11 protein-coding genes and 2 riboswitches are annotated in these 14,413 nt (G+C 43.2%); of the genes, 4 read left to right on the top strand and 7 right to left on the bottom strand.

The annotated features are described in order from the left end of the window. The first annotated feature begins 336 nt into the window (after positions 1-336). A complete protein-coding gene (locus tag KNP62_RS15015; protein WP_214786266.1) occupies positions 337-1,179 on the top strand; it encodes a VanW family protein in 843 nt (280 codons plus the stop codon). 26 nt (positions 1,180-1,205) lie between these two features. On the opposite strand, the gene KNP62_RS15010 is transcribed toward KNP62_RS15015, so the two are convergent. From KNP62_RS15010 to KNP62_RS14985, 6 genes are all read right to left on the bottom strand, one after another. Next, positions 1,206-2,564 carry an NCS2 family permease gene (locus KNP62_RS15010; protein ID WP_251125744.1) on the bottom strand — a complete coding sequence of 453 codons (1,359 nt, stop codon included), beginning with the start codon at positions 2,562-2,564 and terminating at the stop codon, positions 1,206-1,208. A gap of 88 nt (positions 2,565-2,652) precedes the next feature. After that, positions 2,653-2,754: riboswitch (purine riboswitch) on the bottom strand. Positions 2,755-2,888: 134 nt separating this feature from the next. Beyond that, positions 2,889-4,412, bottom strand: a complete 1,524-nt coding sequence (gene guaA / locus KNP62_RS15005) for a glutamine-hydrolyzing GMP synthase (protein WP_074032595.1) — start codon at positions 4,410-4,412, stop codon at positions 2,889-2,891. A gap of 110 nt (positions 4,413-4,522) precedes the next feature. Then, a riboswitch (purine riboswitch) is annotated at positions 4,523-4,623 on the bottom strand. Between the two features lie 41 nt (positions 4,624-4,664). Continuing rightward, complete coding sequence (locus KNP62_RS15000; protein ID WP_214786264.1) at positions 4,665-6,767, bottom strand: transglutaminase domain-containing protein; 2,103 nt, start codon at positions 6,765-6,767, stop codon at positions 4,665-4,667. Next, on the bottom strand, positions 6,764-7,834 hold the full coding sequence (locus tag KNP62_RS14995) for a DUF58 domain-containing protein (RefSeq protein ID WP_214786262.1): 1,071 nt from the start codon (positions 7,832-7,834) through the stop codon (positions 6,764-6,766). Before KNP62_RS14995 ends, KNP62_RS15000 begins: the two co-directional genes overlap by 4 nt. After that, positions 7,831-8,781 carry an AAA family ATPase gene (locus KNP62_RS14990; protein WP_214786260.1) on the bottom strand — a complete coding sequence of 317 codons (951 nt, stop codon included), beginning with the start codon at positions 8,779-8,781 and terminating at the stop codon, positions 7,831-7,833. Before KNP62_RS14990 ends, KNP62_RS14995 begins: the two co-directional genes overlap by 4 nt. A 172-nt stretch (positions 8,782-8,953) precedes the next feature. After that, positions 8,954-9,559, bottom strand: a complete 606-nt coding sequence (locus KNP62_RS14985) for a flavin reductase family protein (RefSeq protein ID WP_214786258.1) — start codon at positions 9,557-9,559, stop codon at positions 8,954-8,956. A 235-nt stretch (positions 9,560-9,794) separates the two neighbouring features. Between KNP62_RS14985 and KNP62_RS14980 the strand changes: the two genes are divergently transcribed. Both KNP62_RS14980 and KNP62_RS14975 read left to right on the top strand, forming a co-directional pair. Next, complete coding sequence (locus KNP62_RS14980; RefSeq protein WP_214786256.1) at positions 9,795-11,636, top strand: ATP-binding protein; 1,842 nt, start codon at positions 9,795-9,797, stop codon at positions 11,634-11,636. 198 nt (positions 11,637-11,834) lie between these two features. Then, positions 11,835-12,152: a hypothetical protein gene (locus tag KNP62_RS14975; protein ID WP_214786254.1), complete on the top strand. Its 318-nt coding sequence runs from the start codon at positions 11,835-11,837 to the stop codon at positions 12,150-12,152. A gap of 49 nt (positions 12,153-12,201) precedes the next feature. On the opposite strand, the gene KNP62_RS14970 is transcribed toward KNP62_RS14975, so the two are convergent. Beyond that, positions 12,202-13,467: a helix-turn-helix domain-containing protein gene (locus tag KNP62_RS14970; RefSeq protein WP_214786252.1), complete on the bottom strand. Its 1,266-nt coding sequence runs from the start codon at positions 13,465-13,467 to the stop codon at positions 12,202-12,204. A 258-nt stretch (positions 13,468-13,725) separates the two neighbouring features. On the opposite strand from KNP62_RS14970, the gene KNP62_RS14965 reads away from it, so the two are divergent. Next, positions 13,726-14,397: a hypothetical protein gene (locus tag KNP62_RS14965; RefSeq protein WP_214786251.1), complete on the top strand. Its 672-nt coding sequence runs from the start codon at positions 13,726-13,728 to the stop codon at positions 14,395-14,397. Positions 14,398-14,413 lie beyond the last annotated feature (16 nt).

The raw sequence follows: 14,413 nt of genomic DNA, 5'->3' as shown, positions 1-14,413 counted from the left end.
GACGAAGCTTGCGCTTCATTCAAAAATTGTAAAACTTATTTTTGCCTCATCGTTCAGTTTTCAAAGTTCGTCTGCCGCTCTTGGCGACTAAATGATAATAACATTTAATTCTTTTTGATGTCAACAACTTTTTTGTTTGTTCAACGTTTGTCGCTGGCAACAGAGATAACTATATCACCTGCTTTTTAATCTTGCAAGCATTATTCTAAAAAAACTTTTGATTATTTTTCGTATCTTCATAAAGTTTGAATCTCAACTTCTAAAAGGAAGAACAGATTACTTTAAAGAATACACTTATATCTAATAACGACTATCAACCGATAAGGAGTCACATTCATGATCCAACACGATTTACAAAAACCAAAAAAGCGCTCCCCGTTTAGAATATGGTCTGGTACACAAGTATACACAATGAAGCGACGATTGGAATGGATAACTGATAAACGACAATACGTCTCGAAACAAAACATTGAACCAATGCCTTATCTCATCTTCACACACCGAACTCCCCTCTATCGACAGCTACGCGATGTAGACATGGAAGTTCAACATAATAAAGTCACGAATCTAAAGATCGCAATCGTAAACCTAAACGGAGCCATCCTAACACCGAACGACGTCTTTTCTTATTGGAAGATGATCGGAAAGCCCACCAAACGAAAAGGGTATGTCGATGGCATGATTCTGCATTACGGAAAGGTCACCTCAGGAATCGGTGGCGGCTTATGCCAACTATCTAACCTCATTTATTGGATTACACTTCATAGTCCATTGACTGTAACTGAGCGTTATCGTCATAGCTACGACGTGTTTCCTGATTATCGAAGAGACCAACCATTCGGAAGTGGCGCTACATGCTCTTACAATTATCTCGATCTACAAATTACAAATCAAACCGCACAAACGTATCAACTCCTTCTATATATAGAGGGAGATTATCTCGTAGGTGAATGGCGCTCTACCATCCCGAATAAAGAGCAGTATCGTATATATGAAGAAAACCATCATTTCACACGTGAGTGGTGGGGAGGGACAGTACGACACAATCAGATTTTCAGAGAGGTTACTTCAATGAATGGGACTCATCTCCGAAATGAATTCATTACAGAGAATCATGCCATCACGATGTATGATCCTTTCCTACCCGAAAATACTGCATACAAAAAAGCCGACTCTTAATGGAAGAGCCGGCTTTTCAAATGAACTTATGCGTGTGGTAAGAACATGAAGTATGCCAAGAAGATGATTAACATCCCATACATGATTGGATGAATTTCTTTCGTCTTCCCTTTCGCGATCATCATGAGTGGGTAAAGGATGAACCCAAGCCCAATTCCTGTTGCGATTGAAGATGTCAAAGGCATCATAATGATCGTCAAGAAAGCTGGTACGGCGATTTCGATTTTCTTCCAATCGATATCAAGAAGAGCCGAAGCCATGAGCACACCGACAATGATTAATGCAGGAGCCGTAACCGGCGCTGTTACAACCGCCAATAGAGGTGAGAAGAACAATGCCAAACCGAAGAACAATCCTGCGAACACCGCCGTCAAACCTGTACGTCCACCTGCAGCAACACCAGCTGACGATTCAACATATGAAGTCGCTGTAGATGTTCCGAAGATCGCACCCGCTACCGTTGCTGTCGAATCAGCCATTAACGCCTTACTTGCGCGCGGTACTTTGTTTTCTTTCATGATTCCTGCTTGACGCGCCACGGCAACGAGCGTACCAGCCGTATCAAAGAAATCGATGAAGAAGAACGTTAAGATGACAATCAGCATTTGGAGCGTGAATACGTCACTGAAGTTGATGAACGCTTGACCAAATGTTGATGACATGCTTGGTGGCATTGACACCACATCAGAGATTGCCGTCGGAGTCGGAACGAGACCGAAGATCATACCAACGATTGCTGTCAACAACATCCCGATGAAGATTCCACCTTTTACATCACGCGCCATGAGCAAGGCACTGACAACAAGTCCAAATACAGCGAGAAGTGTTGTGCCAGTTCCAAGTGAACCGAGACTTACGAGTGTCGCTTCGTTCGCTACAACAATCCCTGCATTCTTCAATCCGATGAAAGCGATAAAGAAACCAATCCCTGCTGCGACCGCCATTTTGAGTGGCGCTGGAATCGCGTTAACAATTGTTTCGCGAATACCAGAAAGCGTCAATACGATGAAGAAGAGACCTGATACGAGTACACCCGACAAAGCCGTTTGCCACGGTACACCCATTCCGATAACAACGCTATATGCGAAGAACGCGTTGAGGCCCATGCCCGGCGCAATCGCAATCGGATAGTTCGCTAAAAGTCCCATTGTCAATGAACCGACTACTGCAACAAGTCCAGTTGCGACGAAGACCGCGCCTGTATCCATCCCCGCTGCCCCGAGAACGTTTGGGTTCACGAAAAGGATGTATGCCATTGCGAGGAACGTTGTGAATCCTGCAATCAATTCAGTGCGGACACTCGTCCCAAGTGCTGTGAGTTGGAAGTAACGATCAATCCGACTCGTTGTAGGTTGTTGCTGTTCTTGCTTGAGCTGTGTGCTCATTTGTTTTCCTCCTTGTACTCGCCGTAAAACGAGAAAAGGCCCCCGGCAAATGACCGAGGACCCCACGCGAAACATACGAGGGCATACACCCTCATCCATGTCTCGCCGTAGTGAAATCATTTAAGGTGATTTCGTAGAGACTCTCGGGCCATATCCCCGACATTATACGGCAAAATATTTTATAATTGTTCGGTTATAATAAGAACGTTCTTATCGTATCAGCGTGAAAATAGAATGTCAACTAAATTCACGGATTTTACATCTTAAAAAAACGTTAATGTTCGGTTTTAAGACAAAACAGAGGGTGTGAGCCCTCTGTTTGGCTTATTCCCATTCGATTGTTGCAGGCGGCTTAGACGTAATGTCATACAGCACACGGTTGACGTGGCTGACTTCATTGACGATACGGACAGAGATTTTCTCAAGTACATCCCATGGAATGCGCGCCCAATCAGACGTCATCCCATCAATTGATGTAACTGCACGGACGCCGACTGCATAGTCGTACGTACGCTCGTCACCCATAACTCCAACTGAGCGAATCGGCGTGAGTACCGTGAAGTATTGCCAGATATCTCTTTCAAGACCTGCTTTCTTCACTTCTTCACGCAAAATCGCATCGGATTCACGGACAATTTCGAGTTTCTCTTCCGTGATTTCACCAAGTACACGAATTCCTAGACCCGGGCCTGGGAATGGTTGGCGCCACACGATATAGTCAGGAAGACCGAGCTCAGTACCGAGCGCACGGACTTCATCTTTAAAGAGCGTGTCGAGTGGCTCGATCAATGTGAAGTTCATGTCTTCTGGCAATCCACCGACATTATGGTGTGATTTGATCGTTTGCGCTGTATCTGTCCCACTCTCGATAATGTCTGTATAGAGCGTTCCTTGTGCGAGGAAGTCCATATCGACAAGTTTCGATGCTTCTTCATCAAATACATAGATGAACTCGTTTCCGATAATCTTACGTTTTTGTTCAGGATCCGACACACCAGCCAACTTCGTCAAGAAACGTTCCTGCGCATCGATTTTAATGACCTTCATGTTAAATCCGTCAGCGAACGTCTTCATGACGCTATCCGCTTCTCCTTTACGAAGGAGACCGTGGTCGACGAACATACACGTCAATTGATCCCCAATCGCGCGATGCACGAGTGCCGCAACGACAGAAGAGTCGACGCCACCTGAAAGGGCGCAGAGCACTTGCTTGTCACCAACGATTTCACGGATCTTTTCGACTTCGAGGTCAATAAAGTTCTCCATTGACCATTCACCTTTAGCACCACACACTTCATAGATGAAGTTTTTCAAGATGTCATTCCCATACTCCGAGTGACGAACCTCTGGATGATATTGAACGCCATACATTTTCAACTCATCGTTTTTAATCGAAGCGACCGGGCAAGATGGGTTCGTTCCGTCAACGATGAATCCTTCAGGCGCTTCCATGACGAGGTCGCCGTGGCTCATCCAGACTGTATGCTCGACTGGGAGACCCTTGTAGATAGCAGATGCTTCCGGCGTTGAGAACAATGTCGCTTTCCCGTACTCACGGTGTGCGGCACGTTCGACACGACCACCGAAATGATGCGTCATAAGCTGCATGCCGTAGCAAATCCCGAAGATTGGAATACCTAATTCGAAAATTTCTGGGTCACAACGATATGCACCTTCTGCGTATACGCTGTTCGGTCCACCAGAGAAGATGATGCCGACTGGGTTCAATTCGCGAATCTCCGCTGCAGTCATTTTATGTGAATGCAACTCACTGTATACGCCAAGGTCACGGACACGACGCGTGATCAACTGGTTATACTGTCCACCAAAATCGAGCACCAAAATCATTTCTTGTTCTACTTTCACGAAATCTCCACCTTTCTGCCTTCTCCTCAAAAAAAGGACGAGCCTCTCCCCAGATTATCCAAACCGAAGAAGAAGCACGCCCTTTTCTTTGTATACGAAACGTGCTCCTTCATAGTCGGTCCATTTACGGTGGTCCGGTAGAGACTCTCGCGCCAATTCACGAGTATATACGAAGGAATGCCATGTTCAATTATCTAACTAATGCGTCTATCTTACTTGATGCATCCCGCCACTTCAACTCATAATTCTACGAATCATGATTTTCCAATATTCTTTATATTTTGAATTTGGTTCTTGTTCGGCATAAACCGCTTGTTCGAACAAATCCGTCAAGCGCGTCATGTCGTTCGTTTCGTAATAGGCATCGACTTCTTTGGCAAGCTCCGACGGCGTACGCCCCTCAACTTTAAATCCGTTCGCGCGAAGTCGCTTCACCAAATAACGATGCATCGATACGAGACTACCGTCTGTGAGCGGACGACTCATCCACCAGACGTACATAATTTGTCGCTCAATGATTTTCCGGTTCCAAATGACAACGGCCACGAGGAATAGAATGACGATCCACCCCCATACAGGGACACTGCGAGACTCTTCTTGTACCTCACCTGTTGTGACATCATCGATTAATAAATCTTCTTGAGGACGATTCTGCGCGTTGTTGTCTTGTGTCGCCTGCGGATCATTCGTTGCCGGTGTCGTATCATCTGTGTCCGTTTCTCGTTCCATCTGTAGTAAGTTAGCGTCCGAGAAACTGATCGTCGCCTCTAACGGGACCCAACCGGCACCTTCAATAAAATATTCGACCCACGAATGGGCGTGACGGTTACGAATTGTATGCTCTTCCTCACCTTGAACAACTCCTCGCGTATCACCCATTGTAAATCCTTTTACCCAACGTGTCGGGATTCCATTCGCACGTAATAAGACGGCTGCCGACGTAGAGAAGTTATCACAATAACCAATCTGCGTGTCGAACAAGAATTGGTCTACATAATCGGTTTCCCCTTCTGGTTGCGCGACATTTTCCGTATCGTATTGAAATTCTCCGTTTCGGAAATACGCTTCTACCGCTTCTGCTTTCTCATTTGGAGTCTCACTTTCAGCGGTAATCTCCGTAGCCAAGTCACGCACACGATCCGGTAAAGAATCCGGTAATTGTAAATAGACCTGTTCTTCCTCTTCTGTCAGCGAGCTCACTTCTTCATTTAAAGCAAGCTGTTCTTCCGAGAAAGCCGGTACACTGTAGCGAAGTTGAATCGTTCGCGGTGTCGCTTGATTTTCGTTTTCAAACACAATTTTCCCGGACGGTTGAATTGTGATGGTCTCGTTCGGAAAAGCTTGTTCGATATCTCCGACCCGAAATTCAGTACCTGATTCTGTTTCTGTCGCTTGAGGATACTCTCCCCCATACGGAACGAATGTTTGACGACGATCAAAACGCAGAAGCGCCTGTTCCGGTGTTGTATCCACTTCAGAGTCGACTAATTGTCCACGATTATAGTTAGAATCTAAAACAGGTGCCTCAATCCAACCTTTTCCTGTATAGATGGCTTTTGATTCGATTCGCCAGTAACGAGCCGGTACGCCTCGCGCGATAAAGACAATGCTATCATCCTGTTCAAACGGACCACCTAGCGCCTCATCGTTCACACCATATCCGACCCGACCAGGTCCTCCGTCCCCGTCACCTTCTGTTGTCGCATTTCGGAAACTCGTTGTGATTCGGTCGGACCAATCTCCTTCTAATGTCGGAGAGGCACTCGCAAGCGCAACGACGACACTGAGAAGCAAACCGATACTGACGAATCGTACGAGCGATTGACTTGGACGCTTCGCTAAATCCGTGACAAATAGTAAGAGAAGTGAGGTGACGATCGCATAAAGGATATTCCCTTCCCCGTCATACAGTGTCCACGTATCGAAATAAGCCATGACACCCAATGTAGAAACGATCATCCCAAGTGCGAATCCGTAACTCGGGTATGTTCGTCCGACAAGGATGGCAAATAGTAGACCGATGAGCGCCATTGCAGAGAAGAAAATCGCCTCGTTTGGTAACTCACCGCTTATGACACCCATAAAATCTTCCGTCCATATGCCAAACCAGTCGAAAATACTTCCGTGATAGACGTATAACACAACTAGGAAATTGAGAAGGGAGATTCCAAGAAATGCACCCCATGGGAGAAGACTGACGAACATCGGGACGATCAGAAGGAAATAAAACGGCCAACTTACATCGAACGTTGTACTTCCAACAATCGGCTCGATCCAAAAAGACAATAAGTAGGCGGCGAGCACTGTATATACAATTCGTGTGATCCACGTCTTCATCCCGTCACCTCATTTACAGCTGTGTATAAGTGATAACTACCTTGCGTTTCATGCATGAGCTCACGAATCGAAGTCGTTTCAAACGGACTGATCAGAATCAAGTCCCCCATTTGTTGAGGCAAGTTTTGTTTCACACGCTCGACAAGACGCCCCTCCGCTTCCGGAGTCGCAGTCAACAGATAGTGTCCGACTTCTGCACTTTGATCCGGAAGATGGAATAAACGGACCTGTTCTTCAATGACATATAGCTCAAACGGCAAGTTCTTTCGTTCCAACTGTCGAATCGCACCAACGAGCAAGGACAACGAACGTTCAAACGCCTCCTCATACCCGGCAGAGACAGCCGGTACGAATACGAGTGAAAGTTTCTTTTCCTGCTCTTGGTCAAATGTTTTTGTCATCAAGCTCCCTCGTCGAGCAGAAGCTTTCCAGTCAATCCGACCAATTCGGTCCCCTGCCGCGTATTCACGGACACCGCTCGTCGTATTGGCCACTTCCGTGTAAGTACGCATTTGACGATATTGTTCGCCGCGTCCTCCGACATGTTCATCTCGAGGAAGGTCGAACGGAAGTTCAGCAGGTGACACTTCTACAACTGTCTCGATTCGCAACGTCCGCTTCCGGTCGAATAAACCAAACACATCGCGCACATGAAGAACTGTTCGGTCAAAGACATGAATCCCCCGCTTAATCGCATCGACCTCATAATGGACCACTTCGGCGCGTCGAAAGAAACGATCTACCGGCACGATGATTGTCTGATCTTCATCAATCAATCGCTGTGGCAATCGTTCTTCTAACGTCACAATTCCAATCAAAAAAGGATATTTTCTTTCGATTCGTAACTCGACGTCCATTGATTGACCGGAGACGAGACGTTTCGTCGTGACTCGTCGTGACACATTTGCCGCTGTGACCGGATAAATCATAAAGAGCGTCCAGTAAACCGTCAACACCAAGAACGACCACCATAATGTTGAAGCAACGATACTCCCCTCGATTCGGGCGAATGCATACAATCCGAATGCCGCCGCCCATACAACGAACAGCTTCATCCAGTTTTTCATACTTCGTTGACCTCACGATCCATCGGGACAGGCAACGTATCAAGCCAACCTTGAATCAATTGATTTGGTGTTTTTCCTTTATATCGCGCTTCAGCCGTCAACAAGACACGATGTCCGAGCACACTCGTCGCCATCGCCTTGACGTCATCGGGTAACACGAAGTCACGATTATGAATATACGCCCATGCCTGCGCCGCTTTCATCAATGCGAGCGTAGCTCGCGGACTACCTCCTAAATACGTATGGGGATCCTTCCGTGACTCATGTACCAATCGTACAATGTATTGTTTGACGGCACTTGATACATGGACCTCTCTCACTTCACGTTGCATGAGTTCTACTTCTTGTTTTGTAATGACACTATGAAGTGCATCAAGCGGCTCGTCCTTTTCAAAACGACTTAAGAGTGCGATTTCTTCATTAAATGTCGGATAACCCATCTCGATTTTGAGTAAGAAGCGGTCCAACTGTGCTTCCGGTAATGGATACGTCCCTTCATGCTCAATCGGGTTTTGTGTCGCCATGACGAAAAATGGTGAAGGTAACACTTTCAACTCACCGTCTACCGTTACACTCCGCTCGGCCATTGCCTCGAGAAGAGCGGACTGCGTCTTTGGTGAAGTTCGGTTAATTTCATCCGCTAAGATAATATTGCCCATGAGCGGTCCCGGACGATATTCGAACTCTCTCGTTTTTTGGTTATACATCGAGATCCCCGTCAAGTCGGACGGCAACATGTCTGGCGTAAATTGAATCCGTTTAAAATCTAAGTCGATTGCCCGGCTAAACGTACGAACGAGCATGGTTTTCCCGACCCCCGGCACGTCTTCTAAAAGAACATGCCCGCCTGCCAACAAGGCAGTCAGGCTCTTGGCGATGACTTCTTCTTTTCCGACAATCACAGTTTCAATGGCAGTTATAATCGATTGGACAGTTGGACGGTACATGACGGATTCCCCTTTTTCTCTCAATCTAGGATGACTTGAAGTTAGAATGTTCTGACTTTATTGTGACATAAGAGCATGTCGAAATGAAAGAAATACTACATGCAAATACGCTCCTTATTCCTTTACCCAAAAAACGTGCTCGTTTTTTAGAAAAAACGGGCACGTTTGTCGATTATTCAGGACGCTTTACATCAAAAAGTTCACCGAGTGTTGCATAACTATTCCCGGCCATACGGCTGACCGGTGCCAACTTTCTCGCATCGATTCGTCCATGTTCATACAATTCCCGATCAATGTGAAAACGGACAACCCTTGCAATCAACAAGTCTGCTGTCGTTTGTCCTTCATGTTCGATTGGTACATGTTGATGTAAGACGCATTCAAATCGAATTTTTGCTTCTTTGATTCCTGGAGTCGCAATCACTTCGCTCGGTTGAATTGTGAACGTTGTACGTGACAGCTCACTCTCATCAGCGTCAAGATTCGCAGCCGTCTCATTCACATCGTGAACATTTGTTTCGTCAACAACATGGATGACAAGTTCTTTAGTCGTGATTGCGTTTCGTGCCGTATCTTTCATCACGCCATTTTTTCGTTGAATAGACACGGAAACGAGAGGCGGATTGGAAGTGACTACGTTGAAATAACTGAATGGAGCAGCGTTGATCACGTCCCCATTACGTGTCGTTACAAAGGCGATTGGTCTTGGTACAATACTGCCAATCAAAAACTTATACGTGTTCCGCTCAGTTAAAGCGGATGGTTCAATGGATAACATTTAGTCACGCTCCTCGTTTTTATCTTAAATTCAAGATAATAATTATTGACGACCTTGTCAATGACTAGAAGGTTGGGACGTGTAGATTTCAATCATTTCGGGTAAATCGCTTTATGTGCTAGATATGCACATCACGTAAGCAAATTAATTCAATTTCCTTTCCCTTTTTCATAAAATGCAGGGCAAGGAAAAGATGACCTAGCGTTTTTTATGTTCAAGGAAGGAAGTAGAATGAATGATCAGTAAGTGGATTGAACAACTGAACAGTCGTCAAATACTTAGTATTTTATATAGCGTATGTGGATTCAGTCTCATTTTGACCGCAATCGGAGCCTGGTTTGTTCGAGACGAAAATGTGTCTACTCTCGAACTTGCCGCCCTTCGATGGATTTGGATGATTGGTCTCATCATGTTTATAAGCGCCATTCTTTTGATTGGGCGTCCGCTCATCAAACGAATGGCCGATCAAAACAGTAGACTTAAAATGAAAAAAGAAAAACTCGAAAATGTGATTAAAGAGTCAAAGCTGAACGAAATGAATCTTCAATACCGTAATGAATTGATTGAAGTATTGGCATCAAAAGAATCATTATTTGATTACTCATCCGTCATCGAAAAAATCGTATTACTCACGAAGTCTGAATTCGGCGCGTTGTTACTCACTAAAGACGGAGAAATCACGTCTGTCGTACCAAAAGAAATGACGGAAGACCAACAAGAGAGTCTCAAAAAGGAATCACTGCTTCTTAAACGTGTCATGATTTCAAAGTCGCCTGCGGCTACTTCAAAGCGGGTCGTCGATGCTTTGCACACGTATCCGTATTATATTTATGAAACGGTCATCCCAATTATGGACCCGTCAGATAACAGCCTGATTGGTTGCCTATATTTGGCCCGTTACGATGAACAATATGACGCAAGTGAAAAGTCTGAACTGAATGCGTTCGCTAGTCAGCTCGCCATCTCACTGCTTCGGATGCAGCTTTATCGTCAGATGCAACAAGACCGAAAGGAAACCGCACAATTGATCAATTCCGTGCGTGAAGCCATTTTATACGTGAACTATGAAGACGACACTGTCGTTGGAAATCGCGCGTTTATTCGCATGTTTGATGATCTTCACTTTGACTACAAAGGGTATGAAGAATTGTCAGCGATTGATATCGATATTGAGCAACTCGCAGAACGTGTGGATCAGCACGAACAATTCGTCAAATACTTCGAGCGTGTCTTCACTCAAGACCCACCGGAGGACGGACTTACGATTTCAATCGATCAAGGCGATTGTTTCATTCAGCTTTATGCCGAAAGCGTTTATCGCGATCGTCGACTTCGCGGAACGATGCTTGTGATACGTGACGTTACGGCTGAGACTGAGGTAGATCGAATGAAGTCAGAGCTTGTGTCGACCGTATCACACGAGTTGCGAACCCCCCTTTCGTCAATCTACGGCTTTACGGAGCTTATGTTGTCACGGGATTTGAAAGAAAATCGACGAGAGCTTTATTTAAAAACGATTCATGATGAGGCGAAGCGATTATCTTATCTCGTTAATGATTTCTTGGACCTTCAAAAAATGGAGTCCGGGAAACAAACGTTTGAATGGGAGCCAGTCGATTTATATAAACTCGCCACAGACAGTGTGACGTTTTATCAAGAAACGACTGCACAACATGAATTGTTTATCGACGCCGACCCTGAAGAGAATTTTATAATCGATGCAGATTTAGAAGGAATGCGTCAGTTGCTCGGCAACTTATTAAGTAACGCCATTAAGTACTCACCAGACGGGGGGAACATCCTCGTGTCACTCGAACGAGTAGACGAACAAGTCGTGATGAAGGTGCGAGATCACGGAATGGGTATTCCAAGCGCCTCTCTCCCTCATCTCTTTGGAAAGTTTTATCGTGTCGACAACTCAGATCGTCGTAAAATCGGCGGTACCGGGCTCGGGCTCGCAATCTGTAAAGAAATCGCTAAAGCACACGATGGTCAACTTCACGTGGAGTCGGTCTACGGAGAAGGAAGTACCTTCATCTGTGAGTTACCAACTTCAAAAGAACACATCATGCAATAACACGGTCAATCAGACCGTGTTATTTTTAACTCTTTTCAGAAAAATCGGAAGGAGTTCTTTTACAAAATATAGAAAACTACAAAAAGTGAATTAAGAGTATGCATTGAGCCATACCCTATGTATTTATTTTTGCACGTTTTAAAGCGAAAACAAGATATACTGAATATAAAGAGATTGCTAGGATCGGAGGGCTTGCCATTGGATCATCGTGACCCACCTTTTTCAGAAATTGGAGACTTTAAACAATGGGGGCGTTTTGAAATCGATGTCCCTCACATAGGGGAGCAGGCGAAGTTCCAAACGGCTGCCGCATTAGTTCGAAAACATATTCCATTGCGACTTGGTGGATTTTATATTATTGCGAGCGAAGAGCAAATTTTGCACAGTGGCTCATATGAAGGAAATCTCCAAAAACACTTCATTCATTTATTGCAGCAAGTCCATAACGGTCATCTGACAGATGAACGTCTTGTTCAAGAACAAGTTTGGACGGTGCATTATTTTACAACGCCATAAAAAAAGAACTCGAAATCGGTACGCTTACTGATCTCGAGTTCTTTTTTATTTATTCCCAGCGTGACATCATCGAGATTGTTTTCTCGTAATATTCCGTAGCTAGTTTATATTTCCCAGTGTTTCTTAATTCTCTTGATAACCACAAAGCGTATTTATGCGTATAGTATTCGTCATACGCTTCAAAATACTCCACTGCTTTTTTTAAACTTTCAATAAAAGCAGTGTGGTTCTCAAATTTGTACTTATTCAAGTAAATATCAAAATGATAACGAAATTCTACCAGATCTTCTTCGTTTCCTTTTAACTCATAACCCGTTTCTAACCACTTCATGATTCCTTCGATATTTTGTTGGGCTACATTTACCTCAAGTAGTGACATAACACTAAATAATTTACTTTTTGTATCCTCTTTTAAATGAAAACCATCAAGAAAGTATTTTTGAGCTTTTTCTTGGTCACCAATAAGAAAATGAATGTCCCCAATGTTATTATATAGCATTCCAAAATAATTATTTAATTTTGCTGTCTCAGCGACTTTTGCAGCTTTTTCATAGTGTTCAAGAGCTGTAGTGTAACGTTTACGACGCTTAAATGAAAGACCAATAATCATGTGTGACTCGATGATTCTTTCTAAACAAAAATTGTCCTGAAAATATCCTAATGAAGCTCGTACATTTTCAATAGCTTGCAAATAATCAGTAAATCGATGATGTAAAGCACCGATGATATAATGCATATCTGCAAGTTCCCAATCGGGCATATTAGTATTTTTTAACCTCTGCCCAACTTGTTCTAATAAATCTATCGTCGTCTCCCGATCTGCTGTTTGATATTGAAACATATACAGACAGTGTAAAATGTCATATCTTAATCTATTATCAAAGTCTAATTGATCCGCAATCCAACCTACTTCAATCAAATAGTTTGTATTACCTTTCGGCATCATACCAAATCGGGCCAATGTCACCATTAACGTCATATATAACTCTTTTGATTGTAATACTACGGGATTCGTTTTATATCCTTCTATTCGTTGTATATAGTTTTCATCTTTCCGAGACAAAATTGCTTCTTTTAATATTTCTCTGATTTCAAACTTTATCTCATGTACTTTCTCGCTAAAATCGTAATAAAGGGGGATGTCTATTTCTAATCTTTCAAAGATTAACTCTAATACGGTTTCACTTGGAGTAGTTTGATTATTCTCGATTTTACTTAAATAGGAAATAGAGCATATACCTCTAGCGAGAACGGATTGCTTCATATTTTTTCTCATACGCTCTACTTTAATAACGTTTCCATAATTATGCTCCATATCAATTAGTAACTCCCTTAGTACTAAAGTATTTTAAGTTTCTTTAATAATAGGCTTTTTGTCACGTATTGAAGAAACTGATTAGAAAAAGGTATAAATAAAGGTACTTTTTGGCGACAATTTTCCCAACCTATTCGTCCCCTTCATTATTAGAAAGCATGATAATATTGAACTAGTTAATAAAGTTCAACCAATGAATTAGTATTTTTTTACTAGTTAAATGATGTTTACCATATGAATTAAGGGGTGAAATCACAAATGGGAAAATTAAGTTTCTTACTAGCTGAAGACTACATTAAACCCAAAATCTACTTCAAGTCAAAACAAGCTTCAACTATAAATGATATATTTACTTCAGAAGACAAACAGTACTTTTCAGGTTTAGAAAACCTAACCCAATTGTTGAATGCTCCTAGAGGCTTTATTGTAAACGCTTTTCAAATTGATTACTATCAATCTTTACCCCGACTTATCGCTAGATCTTTGAAAAAAACTCACTCATTTAAAAAGTTATACATTTTAGGACCAGAACTATCTCTTTCTATTTTAAAAAGAAGTACTAAAACCATTTATGAAACACAGTATAATGACTATGAGTATATTAATGTAGAACAAGATACCGACTTCGTTACAAGCCAATGTGAAAAACTAATTCAAGAAGGACATATTTTATACATCCTTCCCGAGACAAACGTTTGTTGGAAACCGCAACATAAAACCGAGTCTGCTGATCTTTCTCATTCACTTTGCAGCACATTATTGAGTCAACAACTACAAGTACCTATCTTAGCAACAGCTCATGAGAACGGGTCTGATAAAGTTATAATTTTCCCGTCAGACTCTCCAGATGCATATAGTGGCGAGCTAGAAAGTCGTGTCTACGCACAATCCGAAACCTTATGTAACTTACTGGAATCTACGAAAATATAATTCACATGCACCTTCA

The organism is Exiguobacterium sp. s183 (assembly GCF_018617655.1).
GTDB classification, from domain to species: Bacteria; Bacillota; Bacilli; order Exiguobacteriales; family Exiguobacteriaceae; genus Exiguobacterium; species Exiguobacterium aestuarii_A.
Note: the sequence above shows the minus strand (reverse complement) of the source record. Positions and strands in the feature narration are given on the sequence as shown.